This is a genomic window from Campylobacter helveticus, from assembly GCF_002080395.1.
In the GTDB taxonomy this organism is placed as follows: Bacteria; Campylobacterota; Campylobacteria; order Campylobacterales; family Campylobacteraceae; genus Campylobacter_D; species Campylobacter_D helveticus.
Map to the genome: position 1 here is coordinate 1,386,423 of NZ_CP020478.1, position 21,318 is coordinate 1,407,740.

At 34.7% G+C, this 21,318-nt stretch carries 22 protein-coding genes; 10 read left to right on the plus strand and 12 right to left on the minus strand.

What is annotated here, in order from left to right:
- Positions 1 to 31: 31 nt before the first annotated feature.
- The 12 genes from CHELV3228_RS07305 to CHELV3228_RS07360 are packed head-to-tail and all read right to left on the minus strand — an operon-like array spanning position 32 to position 12,450.
- Entirely contained in the window at positions 32 to 3,262 is a 3,231-nt protein-coding gene (locus CHELV3228_RS07305) for a cytochrome c biogenesis protein (protein WP_082200358.1), read from the minus strand.
- Positions 3,263 to 3,958 carry an ABC transporter ATP-binding protein gene (locus tag CHELV3228_RS07310; RefSeq protein WP_082200359.1) on the minus strand — a complete coding sequence of 232 codons (696 nt, stop codon included), beginning with the start codon at positions 3,956 to 3,958 and terminating at the stop codon, positions 3,263 to 3,265.
- Positions 3,945 to 4,715 carry an ABC transporter ATP-binding protein gene (locus CHELV3228_RS07315; protein WP_082200360.1) on the minus strand — a complete coding sequence of 257 codons (771 nt, stop codon included), beginning with the start codon at positions 4,713 to 4,715 and terminating at the stop codon, positions 3,945 to 3,947. Before CHELV3228_RS07315 ends, CHELV3228_RS07310 begins: the two co-directional genes overlap by 14 nt.
- On the minus strand, positions 4,712 to 5,764 hold the full coding sequence (locus CHELV3228_RS07320) for a branched-chain amino acid ABC transporter permease (protein WP_082200361.1): 1,053 nt from the start codon (positions 5,762 to 5,764) through the stop codon (positions 4,712 to 4,714). The genes CHELV3228_RS07315 and CHELV3228_RS07320 overlap by 4 nt, the downstream gene beginning before the upstream one ends.
- Entirely contained in the window at positions 5,764 to 6,660 is an 897-nt protein-coding gene (locus CHELV3228_RS07325; RefSeq protein WP_082200362.1) for a branched-chain amino acid ABC transporter permease, read from the minus strand. Before CHELV3228_RS07325 ends, CHELV3228_RS07320 begins: the two co-directional genes overlap by 1 nt.
- 16 nt (positions 6,661 to 6,676) lie before the next feature.
- Positions 6,677 to 7,786, minus strand: coding sequence for an ABC transporter substrate-binding protein (locus CHELV3228_RS07330; protein ID WP_082200363.1), 1,110 nt, complete (start codon positions 7,784 to 7,786; stop codon positions 6,677 to 6,679).
- A gap of 9 nt (positions 7,787 to 7,795) precedes the next feature.
- Positions 7,796 to 8,911 carry an ABC transporter substrate-binding protein gene (locus tag CHELV3228_RS07335; protein ID WP_082200780.1) on the minus strand — a complete coding sequence of 372 codons (1,116 nt, stop codon included), beginning with the start codon at positions 8,909 to 8,911 and terminating at the stop codon, positions 7,796 to 7,798.
- Between the two features lie 22 nt (positions 8,912 to 8,933).
- Positions 8,934 to 9,353 carry a c-type cytochrome gene (locus CHELV3228_RS07340; protein WP_082200364.1) on the minus strand — a complete coding sequence of 140 codons (420 nt, stop codon included), beginning with the start codon at positions 9,351 to 9,353 and terminating at the stop codon, positions 8,934 to 8,936.
- An 11-nt stretch (positions 9,354 to 9,364) separates the two neighbouring features.
- Positions 9,365 to 9,562, minus strand: coding sequence for a mini-MOMP protein (locus CHELV3228_RS07345; protein WP_004276951.1), 198 nt, complete (start codon positions 9,560 to 9,562; stop codon positions 9,365 to 9,367).
- Positions 9,563 to 9,614: 52 nt separating this feature from the next.
- Positions 9,615 to 10,121 (minus strand): YqhA family protein, encoded by a 507-nt coding sequence (locus tag CHELV3228_RS07350; protein ID WP_082200365.1) that lies wholly within the window; start codon positions 10,119 to 10,121, stop codon positions 9,615 to 9,617.
- Positions 10,121 to 11,149, minus strand: coding sequence for an aspartate-semialdehyde dehydrogenase (locus CHELV3228_RS07355; RefSeq protein WP_082200366.1), 1,029 nt, complete (start codon positions 11,147 to 11,149; stop codon positions 10,121 to 10,123). The genes CHELV3228_RS07350 and CHELV3228_RS07355 overlap by 1 nt, the downstream gene beginning before the upstream one ends.
- Before the next feature lie 5 nt (positions 11,150 to 11,154).
- Positions 11,155 to 12,450 (minus strand): sigma-54-dependent transcriptional regulator, encoded by a 1,296-nt coding sequence (locus CHELV3228_RS07360; protein ID WP_082200367.1) that lies wholly within the window; start codon positions 12,448 to 12,450, stop codon positions 11,155 to 11,157.
- A gap of 127 nt (positions 12,451 to 12,577) precedes the next feature.
- On the opposite strand from CHELV3228_RS07360, the gene ruvB reads away from it, so the two are divergent.
- From ruvB to CHELV3228_RS07410, 10 genes are all read left to right on the plus strand, one after another.
- Positions 12,578 to 13,585 (plus strand): Holliday junction branch migration DNA helicase RuvB, encoded by a 1,008-nt coding sequence (gene ruvB, locus CHELV3228_RS07365; RefSeq protein ID WP_082200368.1) that lies wholly within the window; start codon positions 12,578 to 12,580, stop codon positions 13,583 to 13,585.
- Between the two features lie 3 nt (positions 13,586 to 13,588).
- Positions 13,589 to 14,632 carry an AI-2E family transporter gene (locus tag CHELV3228_RS07370; RefSeq protein WP_082200369.1) on the plus strand — a complete coding sequence of 348 codons (1,044 nt, stop codon included), beginning with the start codon at positions 13,589 to 13,591 and terminating at the stop codon, positions 14,630 to 14,632.
- Between the two features lie 41 nt (positions 14,633 to 14,673).
- Entirely contained in the window at positions 14,674 to 16,533 is a 1,860-nt protein-coding gene (locus CHELV3228_RS07375; protein ID WP_082200370.1) for a flagellar assembly protein A, read from the plus strand.
- Positions 16,509 to 17,060, plus strand: coding sequence for a Holliday junction branch migration protein RuvA (gene ruvA / locus CHELV3228_RS07380; RefSeq protein ID WP_082200371.1), 552 nt, complete (start codon positions 16,509 to 16,511; stop codon positions 17,058 to 17,060). Before CHELV3228_RS07375 ends, ruvA begins: the two co-directional genes overlap by 25 nt.
- 10 nt (positions 17,061 to 17,070) lie before the next feature.
- Positions 17,071 to 18,111, plus strand: coding sequence for a D-alanine--D-alanine ligase (locus CHELV3228_RS07385; RefSeq protein ID WP_082200372.1), 1,041 nt, complete (start codon positions 17,071 to 17,073; stop codon positions 18,109 to 18,111).
- Positions 18,108 to 18,323: a type II toxin-antitoxin system Phd/YefM family antitoxin gene (locus CHELV3228_RS07390; RefSeq protein ID WP_082200373.1), complete on the plus strand. Its 216-nt coding sequence runs from the start codon at positions 18,108 to 18,110 to the stop codon at positions 18,321 to 18,323. Before CHELV3228_RS07385 ends, CHELV3228_RS07390 begins: the two co-directional genes overlap by 4 nt.
- A 1-nt stretch (position 18,324) precedes the next feature.
- The gene (locus CHELV3228_RS07395) at positions 18,325 to 19,062 is read left to right on the plus strand and encodes an alpha/beta fold hydrolase (protein ID WP_082200374.1); all 738 of its coding nucleotides are present in this window, start codon (positions 18,325 to 18,327) and stop codon (positions 19,060 to 19,062) included.
- Entirely contained in the window at positions 19,052 to 20,485 is a 1,434-nt protein-coding gene (locus CHELV3228_RS07400) for a Mur ligase family protein (protein WP_082200375.1), read from the plus strand. The genes CHELV3228_RS07395 and CHELV3228_RS07400 overlap by 11 nt, the downstream gene beginning before the upstream one ends.
- Positions 20,486 to 20,546: 61 nt before the next feature.
- A complete protein-coding gene (locus CHELV3228_RS07405; protein ID WP_082200376.1) occupies positions 20,547 to 20,810 on the plus strand; it encodes a DUF2018 family protein in 264 nt (87 codons plus the stop codon).
- On the plus strand, positions 20,811 to 21,317 hold the full coding sequence (locus tag CHELV3228_RS07410; RefSeq protein ID WP_082200377.1) for an exporting protein: 507 nt from the start codon (positions 20,811 to 20,813) through the stop codon (positions 21,315 to 21,317). It abuts the gene before it with no gap.
- Position 21,318 lies beyond the last annotated feature (1 nt).

Here is a 21,318-nt window from a genome sequence, read left to right on the forward strand (position 1 = left end):
TCCTGCCGCACAAAAAGCGATAAATAAAACGCTAGAGCCTACCAACAAATTCACGCTTCCTATATGCTAAAACTCCCAAAACAACCATCAAGCCAAAACCCCAATATACATAATTTGGAATTTGTGCCGCCTCACCAGCAGCGTAAGAGTGCATACCCACCAAGAAATAATTAACTCCAAAATAAGTCATAATAATTACCCAATAAGCAAACATACTCCAAAGTGCAAAAATAAACTGATTAGAATATTTTGGTATCATTCTAAGGTGCAAAATCGCCGCATAAACCAAAATACTAACTAAAGCCCAAGTTTCCTTAGAGTCCCAACTCCAATACCTTCCCCAGCTCTCATTTGCCCAAATAGCGCCCAAAAAATTTCCCACAGTAAGCAAACAAAGCCCTAAAATCATAGCCATTTCATTAATCCTAGTTGCCTCCGTAATATTTCTTAAAATGCTGCTTTGTAATTTTCCATTTTTCTTAAGAAAACACATTAAAACCAAAACAAAAATTCCAAGCAATGCACTCAAGCCTAAAAATCCATAACTTGCCGTAATCACAGAAACATGGATACTAAGCCAATAAGAATGCAAAACAGGCATTAAAGGTGTAATTTGCGGATTCATCTCATTTAAATGAGCCACAGCCAATACAACACCTGCCAAAATAGAAGTTAAAGAAAGTGAAATAGGACTTCTTTTTGAAAAAAATATCCCAGAAAGTGCTAAAGCCCAAGCAATATAGACCATACTCTCGTACGCATTACTCCAAGGTGCGTGTTCTGCCAAATAAGCCCTTAATCCAAGTCCCAAAGTATGGATAAGAAAAACAAAAATATTTAAATAATAAACAAGCTTGAAAACAAAATCTATCTTAAGCTTATAATTTATCATCTTAGCCAAAATCAAAAGTAAAAGTAAAAAACCAGCCAAAAGATAAATAGGGATAAGCTTAACAAAAATTTGTGCCTTATTAATAAAAATTTCTGTGGCAATTTTCTTTTCACTTGGCATCACACTAGAGCCGAATTTGAGTTGGTATTGCTTAAGCAAATCTAAACTAGCATTCGCCTTGGTCCAATCGTGGCTTACCAAAGCCTCATCTACGGAGGTTAAATAATTACTAATCAAAGCCCAAACAATTTTTTGCTCTTCCCCTTGCAAATTCTCTAAAGCTGAAAAAGGTGGAAGCCAAAGATTATTTTCATCATTTTGCTTAGGAATGATTTTAAACAAAACTCCACGAAAAACATAATTGACAACATTTGCCCTCTCATCCAAAGCTATAATTTCCTTATCAAAAACCCCTCTTGCATTTGGATTTTTACGATTAGAATTTTCTACATAGCGTTGTAATTTATATTGTCCGTCTTTATCAAAAAAATCTTGATAAGCGATATACTTGGCACTCTCTATGCCCAAAATTTTAGCTATTTCACTTCTTACTGCCTCATTTTTTGGCATAATGATAAAAGGTTCTTTTTGCCACTCATTTGCATTCATCATCATAGAAAGCATTATTGCGCTTGCCTCCTGATTTTGATAATTATCGCTTTTTCGAATTTTTTCTAAAATCTCTCTTGCAAGAGTATCAAAAGGACTCATACGCCCATCAAATTTTTGCACAACTAAAAAGCTAAGCGCGTTAGCGTGTTCTTTGTCTATTATAGGTAAGTTATTTTGTGCTAAAGCTTTACTTGTCCCAAAAAAAAGAAAAGCAAATAAAAACAAAGCAGAAGTGTTTTTCATCGTTTCTTTATTTATCAGCTTTGCTAAAGTTCTAAATCTTGAATGCGGATTTAACAAATTTAAAAACATACCAAGACAAAGTAAAAAATAGCCTATGTAAGTAGGGATTTTACCAGGGTCTTGATTGACGGAGAGTATAGTGCCAAGCTCATCTTGGTCAAAAGAACTTTGATAAAAACGATAACCCTTATAATCTAAAACATTATTCATAAAAATCCTATAATCAAATTCTTTATCCTTGTCCTTTACAACAACCTCACTTGCATATGAAGCCGGAGAATTTGAACCAGGATAACGCTCCATCACAAAATCTTTAAGATAAAGCTCAAAAGGAAGCTCTTGATAGCTGTAATTCCAAGAAATGAAAAATTTACGCCCCTCAAGCTCCACAGCAAGAGGGTTATCGTATTCAAACACGATAACTTCTTGACTCTTGCCTTTATAATTTAATTCAAGTTTTAAAGCATTGCGTCCTTGAAGTTTAAGAGCTTGGTAATCCTTACTCATAGCAAAATCTTTTAAGCCCAAAAGCCAAGAGGCTTTCCAAGTCTGTGGCTCACCAAAAGAAGAAACTAAAAAAGTGCGTCCCACTTCCATCCAAGCACTTTTAAACCACGCCCAAAAACTCGCATCTTGCTCTCTATTAACACCCTTAAGACTTTCTTTTGCACTCAAAGAAGCAAATTTAACCACAAAATTGACATTATTTAACTCATAAAGTCTTCTTTGCTTCGCATCTTCTTTAGTATTTGCCTTTAAAACCGCACTTGTGCCATCGCCCATACTTAAGAATTTCAAATCTTCGCTGGAGCTAAGATTTAATTTTTCATCAATTTTTACAAAAGGTGCTTTTACCTCATCATTTAAGAAAGCAAAATTCACCCCACCCAAATTTTTAATTTCCCCTTTTTTAAATACTACTTCACTTCCTTGCATTTCTTGTGCTGAAAGCATTAAAACAAGTAGAGGCGAAGAAGCATTATTTTCCTCAAACACATACTGCGCATCTAAAAGCAAATCCTTATAAACCAAATTTGCCTTTTCGCTCATATTAAGCTGCATATTAAAAGAATTAACAAAGGGCAAAACGCCTATATATTCAGTATTAACACTACTATAAATTTCCCCATTTTCCACCGCAGAAAAACGGATTAAACTTTTAGCACTTTGCATAACGGAATTAGCACTATTTTCTCTAATATGAAGCGAACCCTCAAAGCCACCATATCTTGTCATCGCACTACCCAAAAGTATAAACAAAAACGAAAAATGAAAAATCACCAAAGGTAGTTTTTTAACCTTAAACATCTTATAGGCAAACATACCAAAAAGCAAGTTAATGCCAAGTAAAAGTTGAATATAGCCAAACCAAGCCGTGCCATAAATCATAGCCCAAGCCGTAGGCGTTCCATAAGCACTTTCAATAAAGGTTGCTAAAGCACAAAAAAGTGCAAAAAGTAAAAATAAAACAATAGAAATTCGTAAATCCCCTATGCTTTTTATCATATTTTTCATTTATAACCCCAAATATTTCTTTCGAATTTCATCATTATGAATTAAATTTTTTGCTTCATCTTGCATTACAATATGCCCATTTTCCAAAACATAAGCATAATCGCTAATCTTAAGTGCCGAAAAAGCATTTTGCTCAACCAAAAGTATCGTGATGCCCTCTTCTTTTAAACGCAAAATGATATCAAAAACCTCTCCCACAATCTTAGGTGCTAGACCAAGAGAAGGCTCATCGAGCATTAAAAGCTTAGGCTCACTCATCAACGCTCTAGAAATAGCCAACATCTGTGCCTCTCCCCCGCTTAAATTCCCAGCTAATGTATGTTTTTTACTCACAAGACGCGGAAAAAGCTTATACATTTGCTCTCTTAAATGCTCGTAATTTTCACTATTATTATAAGCACCTATTTTAAGATTTTCTTCCACACTTAAATTAATAAAAACCCTACGCCCCTCAGGAACTAAAGCGATGCCCTTTTGCACCAAAGTATGTGTTAAATGCCTCTTTGTTTCATAACCTAAAAAATTAATTTCACCTGTTCTTTTAACAGAATTTAATAAAGCATTTAAGGTCGATGTTTTACCAGCCCCATTTGAACCTATAAGAGAAACAATTTGTCCGGTTTCTACTTCAAAATCAATACCCTTCAAAGCCTCAATCAAACCATAATAAACATGTAAATTTTTAACAACCAGCATCAAAATCCCCCAAATAAGCCGCGATAACTTCCTTATGATTAACGGCATCGCTTAATTTCCCCTCAAAAATCGTCCGTCCATAATCTAAAACCAAAACCCTATCGCAAAGTTGATTAACAAATTTCATATCGTGTTCTATAAGTAAAATACCCATTTTATAATCTTCTCTTAATTTAAAAATAAGCTCTGCTAAAGCCTGACTCTCCGCACTATTCATTCCAGCTGCTGGTTCATCGAGTAAAAGCAAACTAGGATTTGTCGCCATAGCTCTTGCAATCTCAACCTTTCTTTGCTGCCCATAACTTAAACTTGTCGCTTTATGGTTAGCAACTTCATCAAGCTCAAGCTCCTTTAAAAGCGCATAAGCTTTGTCCTTAAATTCGCTTTCCACCTTAGCAAAGCGTCCTAAGTGCAAAAAAGCCTCTAAAATGCTGTATTTCATTTGATGATTAAAACCTATCAACACATTTTCAAGAACACTCATACTAGAAAAAAGTCTAATATTTTGAAAAGTTCTAGCTATGCCATAATGCACAATTTTATGGGGTTTAAGCGTGTCAATTCTCTGCCCCTTAAATAAAACTTCCCCACTTGTTGGCTTATAATTTCCTGTAATAATATTAAAAAGCGTGGTTTTGCCAGCTCCATTTGGACCAATGAGAGCAAAAATTTCGCCCTCACCTACCACAAAAGAAGTTTCATTTATCGCCTTAACTCCACCAAAGCTTTTGGAAATTTTTTTTAATTCTAAAATCATTTTTCCCTCCCCCTAAAACGCTTTTGTAGGGATTTAAAGACTTCCGTCAATTCTTTATCGCCCATAATCCCTTTTCTTGCAAATAACATTACCAGTATAAGGATAAGAGAGAAAACGACCATTCTAAGTCCGTGTCCTGTTTGCACTTCCGTTCCAAACAGCTCCACTTGAATTTTAAACTCATCTAAAAATCTTAACCATTCAGCTCCACCAATGACCAAAATAGAACCCAAAATCGCCCCAGAAGTTGAACCAAGACCCCCCAAAACGATGATAATAAGAAGTTGAAAGGTAAGTAAAAAGTCAAATTGCTCTGGTGAAACCGTCGTTAAAAGACAAGCTAAAAGTCCTCCACCAACGCCCTCTAAGAACGCTGAAGTCCCAAAGGCAAGAGTTTTAATCCAAAAAGTATTGATTCCCATAGCGCTTGCAGCATCTTCATCATCTCTTATGGCTTTCATCGCGCGTCCGTATTTAGAATAGATTATATTTAAAATAAGCACCACAGCAATAATAGCAATACCGCCAGTCCAATAAATATTAGAATAAGCTGGAATTTCGTTAATCCCTCTTGAGCCATTTGTAAAAGTGGGAAAACTCAAAGCTAAAAGCTTGATAATAATCCCAAAACCAAGTGTTACAATAGCCAAATAATCTCCCCTCACACGAAAAACTGCAAAAGAAAGAATAAAAGAAAGCAAACAGGCACATAAACCAGCCGCTATCAAAGCAACAATAAAGCTTGGAGAGTGTAAAGCCAAAATGAAAGGATTAATCCCAACGTAAAAAAACTGCTCTTCTTTCGCCTCCGTGCTTAAAAGCACTAAAGCTGCGACATAAGCCCCCACAGCCACAAAACCATTTGGCTCTAAAGAGAACTGCCCTGTAACGCCATTAATCAAATTATAACTAACTGCTAATATCACAAAAATAGCGATTTGATTAACAATACTCATACCATAATCGCTAAAAATTTGAGGAGAAATAAAAATAAAAGCAAGTGCTAAAAATAAAAATATCAAATGCGAATTTTTTGCTCTACTCATCATCAAAACCTACTTTTTTCAAAGTTAATGCCTAAAATTCCCGTAGGCTTAAATAACAAAATAAACACCAAGAAAATAAAAGCAAAAGCATCTTTAAAACCAGAAAGTTCCGGAAAAAACGCCACAGCAACAACCTCAGTAAGTCCTATAATTAACCCCCCTATAACAGCACCTACCACAGAACCTATACCGCCCAAAACTGCAGCGGCAAAAGCTTTAAGTCCTATCAATGTGCCCATAGTAGGCGTAATGGAATAATACATACTCGCCCAAAACACCCCACCTACAGCAGCCAGAGCAGAACCCAATGCAAAAACTATCGCAATAATGCGATTTGCATCAATGCCCATCAAATTTACAGTTTGCACATCAAAAGCCAAAGCGCGAATTGCGATACCATACTTACTTTTATATAGAATTAAAAGCACAATTATAACAATGATAAAAGTAATTAAAGGCACAAGCAAACTACCAAAAGTCATACTCACTCCCCCCACACTAATAAGCTCTTCAAAATAAGCTGGTGGTATAAAAGCCTTTGGAGTTGAAGTAAAAAGCATATTGAAAAGATTTTGTAAGAAAAAGCTAATCCCTATCGCGGTAATGAGCAAAGAAATTCTAGGAGCTTTTCGCAAAGGCTTATAGGCTATCCTATCTGTAGCAATCCCCACAACCATAGCAAAAATCATAGCTAAAGAAAGTGCTCCCAAAAAAGGCACATTAAGGCTAGTGATACAAAAAAGTGCCGCATATGCACTCACCATCATAATATCGCCGTGAGCAAAATTAATCAATCTTAAAACACCATAAACCATAGTATAGCCCACAGCAATAAGCGCATACATACTACCGAGACTAAAACCATTCACAAGTTGTTGTAAAAATAAAGTCGAATCCATAGTCTATAAATTTCTCTTAAGGGTTAATAACATCTTTAAAAACCTGCTTTTGGTTTTTAATCTCTTTAAGCACAACCGAACGCGTTGCATTACCTGTTTTATCGATACTAATCACGCCAGTTACGCCCTCAAAATTAGTTGTTTGATGAATTTTTTCATTGACACAAACAGAAGTTAGATTATCTACACAAGCATTAAGGGCATTAAACATTACAAAATATGCATCCGCTCCCATAGCTGTGAAATTTGGCACTTCTTTCGTGTGTTTAATTTTTTCATAACTTGCAATAAATTCTTTGCTAAGCTTCGTAGTAGGATTATTAAAATCAAAACTATCGGTAAAAATATATCCCTCACTTGCACTTCCAGCCAACTCTATAAAACTCTTATCCGCAACGCCATCAGCAGAAGCCATAGGTGTAGAAAGCCCCGCATTTCTCGCCTGACGCACAAATAAAGACGCCTCACTATAATAAAGTGGCAAGAATATAAACTCAGGGTTTAAACCCTTAATCTGTGCAATAATAGCCTTAAAGTCTTTATCCCCAGAATTTACCCTCAAGCTTTTTAAAATTTTACCACCTTTGGCACTAAATTCTTTCTCAAAAGCCCTAGCCAAACCTAAAGAATAATCTGTGCTTTGGTCCAAAACCACCACAGCGTTTTTATAATTTAAATTTTCAAAAGCATATCTTGCCAAAGAAGCACCCTGAAAGCTGTCCATAAAACACACCCTAGAGGAGTAAGTTTTCTTATCTAAAAGTCTATCTCCTGTGGCAGCTGGGGCAATCAATGGAATTTTATTTTCTTCGGCTACACGCATTACTTGTAAGGTGTTCGCCGTCGTCATCTCGCCTATTAACCCCACAACCTTATCTTGAGAGACAAGACGATTTGCCGCACTTGATGACTCTAATTTATCACCCTTGGTATCAATTACCACGAGATTGACTTTATCACCATTTTGTAAATTTGCCTGCAAAGAATTAGCCAATTTAATCCCCTCTAAAGCACTTTGACCATAAGCTGCCGTTGTTCCCGTTAGAGGCAATACGACACCTATTTGAATTTCTTTAGCGCTTAAAGTTGCTACTAAGCAACTAATTAAAACTAAACTCCTCTTCATCTTTTGCCCCTATGGATTAATAATGGTTTTATAAACTTGTTTTTGATTTTTAATCTCTTTTATTACAACAGAACGCGTTGCATTACCACTAGAATCTATGCTAATAAGTCCGCCAACTCCCTCAAAATTAGTTGTTTGATGAATTTTTTCATTGACGCATTCAGCACTTAAATTATTAATACAAGCATTCATAGCATTAAGCATTACATAATACGCATCTGCCCCCATAGCAGAAAAAGCTGGAAGCTCTTTGACTCCCTTAGCTTTTTCGTAACTTGCAATGAAATCTTTAGCCAATTTCGTGCTAGGATTATTAGAATCAAAACTATCTGTGAAAATCACACCCTCCACGGCATTGCCACCAAGTTCGATAAAAGTTTGATTATTGACCCCATCTCCCGCAGCCAAGAGCTTATTAAAGCCCATTTGTCTTGCTTGTCTTGCGATAAGAGCTGCCTCTGGATGATAAATAGGCATATAAACAAAATCCGCATTTAAAGCCTTAAGCTGAGAAATAACAGCTCTAAAATCTTTATCGCCAGAATTTATCATCAATTTTTTAAGCACCTTACCGCCATTTGCTGTAAAGCTTTCCTCAAAAGCCTTAGCAAGCCCTAGGGAATAAACATTGCTCTGGTCTATGATAAGAACGGCATTTAAGAGCTTCAAATCTTTAGTTACAAAATTTGCAAATTTATCACCTTGAAAGCTATCTTTAAAGCAAACCCTACTAGCATACTTTTTTTTATCTAAAAGTCTATCCCCAGAAGCAACCGGAGCAATAAGGGGAACTTTTTTGTCCTCCACTATGGAAATGGCTTGAATTGTATTAGGCGTTGTAGCCGCTCCTATAATCCCCAAAACACCATTTTGAGAAATGAGACGATTAACCCCGCTTGAAGTTTCTAGCTTATCGCCCTTATTATCAATCACAATAAGATTTACTTTATCGCCATTTGAAAGAGTTGGATTTAATTTATTTGCCAATTCTACTCCAGCAAAAACATCCTGACCATAAGCTGCAAACGCTCCAGTCAAAGGCAAAACAACCCCAACATTAACATCTTTTGCATACAAAAAGCTCGTTAGAGCTAAACTCGTCAAAGCTACAATACTTTTTTTCATTTTTTCTCCTTTTAAAATAAATTTACTTAATAAAAATTCCATGCTTAGTTTTTTGCGGCGGCTCTTCTTCAAGTAAATCTTTCACTTGCAATTCCACCGCAAAATCTTCGCCTTTGATATAAGCAATAATTTCATCAATTTCAGCATGGCTTAGATTTCTAGAATGCACAGCCATATTGACAGAATTTCCTCCCTCTAAGGTGAAGTTAATTAAAGAATATTTGATATCTTCTGGCTTCATATCTTTTAAAGCCTTCCCTGAAATTTTTCTTTCACCATTATCGCCGTGGCAAGTTTGACACTTTTTTTGAAAATACAAATCTCTAGCTTTTTGCATATCATAAGTTTTACCCGCATCAAAGGTATAGGTAAAAAAAGATTTTAAATTAACCCCAAAAAGACCGACAATAAAAATAGAAATTAAAAATACAAATTTCGCCATATAAAAAAACCTTATTGGATCGTAATATCTGTGCGTGTTTTGGTGCTAGACTTTGAATTTTTACTCTTTAGCTTTGCGCTTGAGCTTTCATATCTATAACGCACCGTGCCTGAAACTTCCACATCTTTAAAGACTTCATCAAGAGGAGCTGCACTAGAAACTAAAATATTTGAGCTTAAAAATACACAAATAAGAGCAAATTTCCTCATTGTTTCTCCTTGAAATTCGTTAGGTTGAGGATTATAACAAAAAAAGTTAAACTCAATGCCCACCCTTATGTAAAAAATAAAGTCCCACACAAAGAGCTAAAATAGAACCCGCCAAATAAGCCATATCCACAGGAGTCGCAAATTTCATCTGTAAAACACGCTGAAAAAAATTCACCACCAAAACCATAATAATCACTTTTGCAAGCTTGTCCTTAAGCTGGTCTAAACTATGCACCTCTAAAACTTTGCTTTGCTTAGTTTGCTTAAATTCCTCTATCTCACTAATGAAAAGTTCATACACTCCAAAGGAAAAGATAAATAAAACCAAAGCCATCAAATATAAATCCACAGCCCCAATAATCAGCCCTACAACATCTTCGTGCAAGTCAATCTCAACGCCCGAAGCAAAGAAATATTGATAAGTGAAAAAAATCACTTTTAATACATCATAACTCGCAATGAAAAACAACACAAAAGCCCCAACAAGTCCAAAAATAACAGGCAAAATCGTAACAATACGACTTTTTATCAATAAGCCTTCAAACATCTTTTCCAACATCATTTTCCCCTTAACTCAAGCCATTTTTGTGCGATTCTTACAGCATTTGTCGCTGCTCCTACGCGAATTTGATCCGCCACACACCATAAGTGTAAAACATTATCACGACTAATATCTTTACGAATTCTCCCCACATAGGTTTCATTTGTATCACTAGTAAAAAGTGGCATAGGATATTTTTTATTAGCCACATCATCAATAACTACGACACTTGGAGCTTTTTTAAGAATTTCTCTAGCCTTTTTCACATCAACTTCTTTTTCAAAATGCAAACTCAAAGCCTCACTATGACTTCTAAGCACTCCCACACGCACACAAGTAGCCGAAATTTCTAGGTTTTTATGTAAGATTTTTTGCGTTTCATTGACCATTTTAAGCTCTTCTTTTGTGTAGCCATTGTCCGTAAATTCATCGATTTGCGGGATTAAATTGAGTGCTAAGGTGTAGGGGAAAGTGCTAGACTTAAATTCATCAAGTTTAAAAGCAAAAAAGCTTTGAAGCCCTTCCACAAGCTCAGCCATACCCTCTTTGCCAGCCCCACTTGCCGCCTGATAAGTCGCCACATCGACTCTTTTAAGCTTAAAAACTTCATCTAAAGGCTTTAAAATATGCACCATTTGTATGGTAGAACAATTTGGATTCGCAATGATGCCTGTTTTTTTCCAAAGCTTAATATCTTCCGCATTGCACTCAGGAACAACCAAAGGCACATCTTTATCCATTCTAAAATGGCTCGTGTTGTCTATAACCACAGCACCGGATTCTACGGCAAATTTTGCATACTTTGCCGAAATGCTCCCTCCAGCACTGAAAAAAGCGATATCCACAGGATTTTGCCTAAAAACTTCTTCGGTTAGCTCTTTTACTTTATAAAATTTCCCCTGAAATTCAACCTCACTCCCAGCACTTTTCGCACTTGCCAAAGGCAAAATGCTCTCCACTGGAAATTTAAGCTCATCTAAAACATTTAAAAGTTCCTCACCCACAGCACCTGTTGCACCCACTATAGCTATTTTTTGTTTTTTCATTTAACTTATCCTTTTATATGATATTTTTTCATTTTTTCTTTTAAACTCTTAAGCTCCATACCTAAAAATTCTGCCGTTTTTTCTACATCATAGTCCATATTCTTAAGGCTTTCTTCTAAAAGTTCTTTTTCTAAATTTTTTAATTCTTTTTTTGCACTTCTAGCCTCTAAAAATAAATCTTCCTTTGAAATCGTATCTTCCTCACTCAAAATACACGCTCTTTGCACTATGGAAATAAGCTCTCTAATGTTCCCCGGAAATTCATATTCTAGCAAAGCATTTTGCGCTTCTTTTCCCAACTGCTTGTCATTAAGTCCATATTCTTTACAAGTATCCAATAAAACTTTATTCGCTATACCCAAAATTTCTTCTTTACGCTCTCTTAAAGGAGGAATTTGTATTGGTAAAGTATTTAAGCGATAATAAAGGTCACTTCTAAATTCACCATTTTTAATTTTATGCTCCAAATCTGCATTTGTCGCACTAATAATTCTCACATCGATTTTAATCGCCTTCGTGCTTCCAAGACGCGTAATTTCTTTTTCTTGCAAAGCTCTTAAAAGTTTAGCTTGAATTTCATAGGGCATCTCGCCAATCTCATCTAAAAAAAGCGTCCCCTCATTTGCCATTTCAAAAAGTCCTATTTTCGTGGCATTTGCATCTGTAAAAGCTCCCTTTTCAAAACCAAAAAGCTCACTTTCAATCAAATTTGTAGGAATAGCCGCCATATTAATCGCCACAAAAGGCTTTTCTGCCCTTTTGCTATTTTTATGTATATGTCTTGAAAAAAGCTCTTTCCCCACTCCACTTTCACCAAAAAACATCACAGAAGCATCTGTTTTTGCCGCTTTTTCGCTTAATTTTAAAGTCGCTTCTAATTTAGCCGAAGTGGCAAAAAATTCATCATTTGAGTCATTTTCTTTTTTTATGCTTTTTTTATCGCTTGTTTTTTCGCGTATGATTTTCGCTCTTTTAATCGCCTGAACTAAGGTATTCACATCAAAAGGCTTGGTTAAAAAATCTTTCACCCCCAAACGCACGGCTTCGATGGCGCGGTTAAGCGTGGCATTACCTGTGATGATGATAAAATCATATTTATTCTCACACGCCTTAACAAATTCTAATCCATCAAGTCCGGGCATATTAATATCTGTGATAATCAAATCTGTATCATCACTCAGTTTTCTTAAAGCTTCAGTGGCAGATTTATAAGACTTGATTTTAAATTCTTCATATTCTGCTAAAGCGATTTCTAAAGATTTTCGCATATTAATATCATCTTCAACTATAACCAAATTCATTATTTCCCTTTATATTTAAAGTCTATACTATAACAAAAACAAGCTTTTAAAAAAGTTAAGTTCATTTCATCTTTTTTTAAAAAGCTTTTTGCTAGAATTCGCCCTTTATTACACCAAAGAAAGCAATATGGACAGAATAGTAGAAATTGAAAAATTCTCCCCAGATGAAACTTACGAAAGCTCTTTAAGACCTTCAAATTTTGAGGGCTATATAGGGCAAGAAAATATTAAAAAAAATCTTCATATTTTCATTAATGCAGCAAAAAAACGCGGTGAGTGTTTAGACCATATCCTTTTTAGCGGACCGGCAGGACTTGGCAAAACGACCTTAGCCAACATTATCGCCACAGAAATGGGAGCAAATATCAAAACCACAGCCGCACCGATGATAGAAAAAAGCGGAGATTTAGCCGCAATTTTGACAAATTTAAGCGAAGGTGATGTGCTTTTTATCGATGAAATTCATCGTCTAAGCCCAGCCATTGAGGAAGTGCTTTACCCTGCAATGGAAGATTTTAGGCTTGATATTATCATAGGAAGCGGACCAGCTGCCCAAACCATTAAAATCGACCTACCAAAATTTACCCTCATCGGCGCAACCACAAGGGCAGGTATGTTAAGCAACCCTCTAAGAGACCGCTTTGGTATGCAATTTCGCCTTGAATTTTATAAAAATGAAGAATTAGCTCTCATCTTGCAAAAAGCAGCACTTAAGCTTAATAAAAACTGCGAAAAAGAAGCAGCACTAGAGATTGCCAAGCGTTCGCGCTCCACCCCACGCATTGCTTTAAGGCTTTTAAAAAGAGTTCGCGATTTTGCCGATGTCAATGATGAAGAAATAATAAGCCTTAAAAGAGCTTATGAGGCACTCAATTCTTTGGGGGTTAATGAGCTAGGATTTGATAGTATGGATTTAAGATATTTAGAGCTTTTAACTACTGCTAAGGGTAAGGCTATGGGACTTGCAAGTATAGCGGCAGCTTTAAGCGAAGATGAAAATACCATAGAGGATGTTATAGAGCCTTATTTGTTGGCTAATGGCTACATTGAACGCACTGCAAAAGGTAGGATAGCTAGTGCAAAAAGCTATCTAGCACTTAAGCTTAATTATGAAAAAACTTTATTTGAGGACTGAATTTTGAAAAGTGGGAAAATATTTTTAATTTGTTTTATTTTGGTTATTTTAAGTCTTTTGCTTTATCTTTTTAAAAGCTTTTTGCTTGTGATGGCAATAGCCGCTCTTATGGCTGTGGCGACTTCAAATTTACACGCTAAATTCTTAAGCCTTACTAAGCAAAGAAAGCTTTTAGCCTCCACACTTACAACCTCCTTTATGATTTTACTTTTTTTCGCACCTTTTATCTATACAAGCATAGAGCTTGCAAAGGCTTTGAAAAATTTCGATATTAACCTCATCACCCAAACTCTTGATTACATTAAACATTACGAATTTTCTCTGCCCTCTTCTTTGGAGTTTTTAGAGCCTAAGATTAAAGAATTTATCGCTGAACTTGATTTAAATTCGCTTTATAGACAAGCTCTTACTTACGCTTCAAGCTTTACAAAATCAGGAGCCAAATTTCTTATGGATATGGCTTTAATTTGCGTGTTTTATTTCTTTGCAAATCTTTACGGCACAGAACTTGTCATCTACTTAAAGACCATAATTCCCATTAACAAAACCGAGCTTGATGAAATTTTAGGCGAAGTGGGTAATGTTATGGCTGTGGTGCTTTACTCTATGATTATCGTGGCGATTTTCCAAGGCGCACTTTTTGGAATCATAATGTTTTTTTATGGCTATGATGGACTTTTAATGGGTGTGATTTTTGCGGTTAGCTCTTTAATCCCTGCTGTGGGTGGAGCTTTGGTTTATGTGCCTGTGAGCCTTTATACCTTTGCTTCTGGGAATTTAAGTAGTGCGATTGTGATACTTATTTATTCTTTCATAATGATTTCTTTTGTTGCTGATACACTCATTAAACCACTTATTATAAAGTGGATTAATGAAAAGCTCGTTAAAACCCCGACAAATATCAATGAGCTTCTTATCTTTCTTGCGATGATAGCTGGAATTTCAAGCTTTGGCTTTTGGGGGATTATTTTAGGACCTGCCATTTTAACCTTTTTCATTTCCACACTAAGGCTTTATAATATTTTAAAAGATAAGAATTTGATTTAAGGTTATGCGTTACAATTATATTTTTAATTAAGGAGTTTGTTTTGGCGAATTTTGATAATGTCGTTACCTATACAGAGAATCCTTACAAAGAAATGCTAAGTGTAGCATCAAGAACGGGGCTTAGTGTCCAAGAGCTTGATTTTAGACTTTTGGCTTTTTCAACACAATACCGCTTTGGTGAGGATAAATGGCAAAAAATAGCCGAAAAAGAACTTGTAAAATTTGATGATGATGAAGTTTTTTTAAAAAAAGACTTGCAAATTAAGCAAGAATACAAAATTGAAATTTACCAAAGCCAAGAAAACGATATTTACGCAAACGCTATCAAACTAGTCGCTAATAAAAACCTCACTAAAATCATAGCCCAAATCGATTTAAAAACTCTCGTTTATGAAGAAAAAATCGCTATAAAAATTCTCCAAAATATCTACAAAAAAATGCTAAAACTTAAATTTCTCATAGGAATTCGTATTTTTAATTTTAAAAAAGAACTGCTTGAGCTTTTAAGCAAGCATAAAAGCACACCCATTAAACAAATCGTCCAAATTACCATAGCTAAGGGCGTCGAGCCAACACAAAGTCAAGATGAAGCCCTTATTTTATGCTATAAAGACAAGGTAAAAAACTATACTTTGGACGAGCAAAGAGCAGATATTATTACCGTTGGTGAAAATGAGGTTGTGCTAAGACATTTAAAAGCTAAAAATGGCAAAAAGGGTAAGGATATTAATTTACACATTTTAGAGGTTTTAGAACCTAAGGAAAATAAAATCAATTTTTCTTGCTCCAATGCTTTCAAACGCGAAGAAAAAGAGGAATTTGTAGAATACATCGCCCTCAAAAAAGGCTTTGTGGTAGAAAATGCAAATAATTATGACATTGCCAATGAGCTTGAGTATGGGGCTGTGGATTTTAAAAGCGTTGGCGTTATCCGTGCTGGTTTAGATAAAAATGTAAAAATTAATATCAAATTTACATCAGATATGCAAGATGCTGTTAATTCTGGCGTTGGGATAGAATGTGAAGAGCTTAATATCTCCGGGAGTGTCGCAGGAAATACCAACCTTAAAGCTACAAGACTTAGAATCGACGGCACAACGCATACTAAAGCAAAAATTTACGCCAAAGAGGGCTACATCAAAACACATAGAGGTGCAATAGATGGCGAAAATATAAGCGTGGATTTGCTTGAGGGAGGAAGCATTAAGGCTAAGGTGGTAAGGATTAAAAAAAGTTTGGGCGGAAATGTAGAAGCAGATAAAATTTATATAGAATCCCTTGCGACAAATAACACTTGCACATTCTTTGAAAATGTCATCGTAGAACGCTTTGAGGGTGATAATAATAAATTTTTTGCTAAAGTAAAAACTTTGGATAAAAATTATGAAGAAGAATTTAAAAATATAGACGATGAGCTTTTTAATCTCCAAAATAAAATGCAAAATTTAAAGCAAAGCATACTAGTAGGAAAAAGTGCCGTAGCGACACTAGAAATGCAAATACAAAAGTTAAGAGAAAATAAGCAAAAAATCCCAGATAAATTTTTAAAAATGCTTGAGGATTATGCAAAATTAAACGAAGAATTGCAAAAATTGACTCAAATGCAAAAAGAGCTTTTAGAAAAAAAGGCAAATTTGAATGAAGAATTATTGAGACTACAAGATGCACTTTTAAACGCTAAGTTGATTAATAGAGGCGGAAAATGGAGCGATATGAATGAGGTGAGGTTTTTCCTTATCGCACCTAAAAATGAACTTTTTTTCGCTTCTAGTGCTGATGAGGCGGTAAGATATATAGGGCTAAAAAAAAGCATACAAAATAATAAAGAACTTGTAGAGCTTGAAAAGAAAATTGATTATGATGAAAAGGATATACAATGGTTGTCGCCATCGAAGGGATAATTACTAAAAAAGAACCCACTTTCGCAGTATTAAAAACTCAAAATGGCGTGAGTTATGGAATTTACATCTCCCTTTTTTGTGCAGCTAAATTAGAACTTCACGCCAAATGTGAGCTTTTAATCACGCAAATTATAAAAGAAGATTCACACAAGCTTTATGGCTTTTTAGAAAAAGATGAGCAAAAAATTTTTGAAATGCTTTTAAAAGTCAATGGCATCGGTGCAACTACAGCAATGGCGATATGCTCAAGCCTTGATAGCAATGCCTTTTATAAAGCCTTGACCTTAAATGATGAAAGTGTATTTAAAAAAGTGCCGGGCATCGGTGCAAAAAGTGCAAAGCGCATTATTGTCGAGCTTAGCGATTCTAAAATCGCACTCACAAATGTCAGCGATAATAAGGCTGAAGCTCTAGCCGCTCTTCTTTCTCTTGGCTTTAAACAAGATAAAATTCTAAGCGTTTTAGCCACTTGCGAAGCAAAAGACACAAGTGAGCTAGTCAAAGAAGCTTTAAAAAAACTTGCATAAAAGGATAAAAATGAAATTTGCCATACTTTTTGGAGGGAATTCTTACGAACACGAGATTAGTATAGTCAGTGCTGTAGTGCTTAAAAAAGTGCTAAGCGAAGAAGCTTTGTTTATATTTTGTGATGAAGAAAGGGAATTTTATCTTATCGAAGCTTCAAATTTGAATGCCAAAACTTTCAGCTCAAAAGCTTATAAAAAAGAAAAAAAGCTTATTTTAAAACAGGGTGGCTTTTATATTAAAAATTTTTTAAAGGAAAATAAGCTCGAAGCCAAATGCGTGATAAATCTTATCCACGGAAGAGACGGAGAGGATGGTAAAATCGCCGCTTTGTTTGAATTCTTTGGAATCAATTTCATAGGACCGCGTCTTGAAGCTAGCGTGCTATCCTTTAACAAAGAGCTTACCAAACTTTACGCTAAAAGCGTTGGTGTCAAAACTCTTAAATACTCTATCCTTAGAAAAGGTGCAAATTCTCAATTTACACCCACTTTTCCTTGTATTTTAAAACCTGTGCGTTTAGGAAGTAGTATAGGCATTAGCGTGGCGAAAAACGAAGAAGAATTTAATTATGGTAAAGATGTGGGCTTTGAATTTGATGATACCTTACTTGTAGAGGAATTTAAAAAAGACATTAAAGAATATAATTTGGCGGGGTGTATGGTGGGCGATGAGCTAATTTTTTCCATCATAGAAGAGCCTAAGAAAAAAGAATTTTTGGATTTTGAGCAAAAATATCTTAGTTTTTCAGGACATAATGAACTCATCGAAGCAGATTTAAACGATGAGCTAAAAATCAAACTTAAAGAAGCCTTTAGCAAAATTTACAATCCTCTCTTTAAAGGTGCCTTAATAAGATGTGATTTTTTCATTTTTGAAAATGAAGTCTATTTAAATGAAATCAATCCAAATCCGGGCTCACTCGCCAATTATCTCTTCAAAGACTTCAACACTACACTTAATCAACTCGCAAAAAGTGTAAAAAATGAAGCTAAAATTAAGATAAATTATAGTTTTTTACATAGTATCAACGGACAAAAAGGCAAATTATAATGCTTTGCAAGCAAGATGAAATTTACACTGCCACTGAGCTTGTAAGAAATTTTAGTCCCATTTTAGAAAAGCTTAAAAAAAGTTCTTCGGGCAAAATCGTCATCCTTAAAAACAATAAATTCGAAGCTGTGATGTTAAGCGTTAAAGAGTATGAGCGCCTAGAAGAAGCAGTCAAGCTTTTAGAAAATATCTACAAAAATCAAAAGGCATAAAATGGCACAAAGCAAAGTTATTTATAAAGGTAAAGATTATGCGCTGAGCTATGAAATTATGGGACTTGAAAAAGAAGAAAAAATTCTCATTTTACACGGCTGGGGAGCAAACAAAGAACTTATGATAAATGCCTTTTCTCAATTTTTGAAAGATTTTTGTCAAATTTATATCGACTTGCCTGGTTTTGGCAATTCAAGCGTAGAAGAAGTGCTTGAAAGTAAAGATTATGCTTTGATTTTGGAAGAATTTATAAAGTCAAAAAATTGGCAAATTGCGTATTTGCTGGGGCATTCTTTTGGGGGGAAAGTTTGCGCCCTTTTAGCTCAAAATCGCCTCAACACTTCCTTAATCCTGCTTTCAAGTGCTGGTATTATCACCTTAAAACCCTTTAAAGTGCGTTTTAAAATTGCTCTTTTTAAAATTCTAAAAAAGCTTGGATTTGGCAAATTTTACCGCTTTTTTGCGAGTAAAGATGGGGCAAATTTAAGTCCTATGATGTATGAAACTTTTAAAAGGGTTGTAGATGAGGACTTTAGCGGCATTTTTAAAAGTCTTAAAAATCAAAGTTTCATTTTTTGGGGAAAAGAAGATAAAGCCACCCCACTTAAAAGCGGAGAAATTTTGCATTCTCTATTAAAAAATAGCACCTTTTACGCCTTAGAAGGCGACCACTTTTTCTTCTTAAAAAACACGAAATTTATCGCAGACACCATTAAAAAGGCTAAAAATGCTTCATAGTATTTATTTTATCAACACCCTACTTTTTAATTTTTGTGTAGCTTTTTATTTGATTTTAGCATTGCAGTGGTATTCTTACAAGCTCAAACGCATTATTTTCCATTATCATAAACCCTTATGGCATTTATATTTTTTAGCCCTACCCTACCTCATCTTCATCACTTCTTTAGGTTTTTCTTGGCTTTCTTTAGCGTATTTTGTGCTCATTCATACGCCAATTTTATATTTTTGGCATAAAAGAATTGATAAAAAGCTTGTTTTTACCGCAAAAGTGGGGTGGTTTTTTCTCTTTGTTTTTGGCTTTAATGTCCTTTTTGCCATACTTTCTTTGCGTTTTTCTTTCCTTTATAATCTTTTAAGCCTACCTTGTGCCTTACTCGCCCTTAAAGTTTTAGGATTTTTACAAGCAAAATATTTTCTCAAAAAAGCTAAAAATAAAATTCTAAAAAATCCCAACCTAACCATCATACTCATCACGGCAAGTTTTGGAAAAACGAGCATTAAAAATTTCCTTTATGAACTTTTAAAAGATGATTTCATCACAAGCAAAAGTCCAAGAAGTGTCAATACACTAATGGGTATAGTGAAAGACATTAATGAAAATTTAAAAGATGATACGCAAATTTATATCGCAGAAGCTGGAGCTAGACTTAGAGGTGATATTTTAGAATTAAGCGATTTTTTAGAGCCTCAAATTTGCATTATAGGCGAGATTGGTGGAGCACATTTAGAATATTTTAAAAATATAGAAAACACTAGGGAAACAAAGCTTGAAGCCTTACAATCCAAAAGATTAAAACAAGCTTTTTTACACTCAAGCACTCTCAAAAAAGATGAAGAAAATATCAAAATTTACGACATCTTGCTTCTTAATTCTCACTCAAATCTTGAAGGACTTGAATTTTCTATGCGTTTAAACGAAAAAGAAGAGCATTTTAAGAGCTCTATTTTAGGTGCTTTTAATGCAGAAAATTTATGTGCTTGTGTGTGTTGTGCAAATTTTTTAGGCATAAAACTTGAAAAAATCAAAGAGCAAATCGCGAATCTAAAAGCCGTAGAACACCGCCTACAAATCATATCAAAAGAACCGAAATTTATCATTGACGATGGTTTTAATGGAAATTTTAAAGGTATGAGTGAGAGCTATCAATTAGCTAAAACTTATAAGGGGCGTAGAATTTTAGTTACTCCGGGCATTATTGAGGGAGGCGAAGAGGACAATATAAAACTTGCCAAAATCATCAACGAAAGTTTTGATTTAGCCATTATCTCAGCTCACATTAACGCAACACTTTTTGAAAAAGAGCTTAAAATTAACAAAATCATTTTAAAAGAAAAAGCCGAACTCGTGCAAATTTTAGCCAAACACACGAAAAACGGCGACTTAATTCTCTTTTCAAATGATGCGCCAAGTTATTTATAACCTTAAACTCTTTTTAACCCTTAAAATTCTATAATCAAAGATTAAAAATTAAAGGGAAAAAATGGATATATTTGATTCTATGTTTAACAAAAGCCCTCAAGAAAAATTCTTAGAAATCGTGCAAAATGGAAATCTAGGAGCATTAGAAAAAACATTTGAAAATTTCTTTGCGGAATACATCGCTATGGTTGAGCTTTTGGAAAAGCAAGGTTTAAACGAAAATGATGTTAAAAATTTCATTTTGGAAAATAATGAATTGATAGAACAAAGACAAAATGACATTTATATAGAACTTGGAGCGAAAATTCTAGGACACGAGGGCTAAATGAAAATTTTTGTCTTAACACTCTTTTTAATGACAAGCATTTTTGGCTCAACACCCATATTTGAGCATACTTATAAATTTGAATTAAAAAAAGATGAGAGAGCAAGTGTGCAAATCAAAGAACTTGGCTTTGAAGATAAGGTGCAAAATTTTGACTTTTATTGGACTCTTTTTGATAACACAAACATTGTGGTGCATTCTAAATTTAGGAAATATCCAAGACAACTCATTCTTTCTTTACGCAGAAATTTAAACTGGGCTTCGCAAACATTGATTCCTGATTATCAAAATCCTCACATTGATAGAGCGAGGTTGATTTTAGAATTTAGCGATTATAAAAAGGGGATTGCAACTTTTACGATTTATATTGAAGATAAAGATTCTAGGCTTATGGTTGAATTTTTAGACCCGCATAAAATGCCTTTAAAAAATCCCCCTCAAAATAATCAAATCGTGCCTATGATAGATTTAAACCAACCACAAACAACACCACCAAATAAGGAATAAA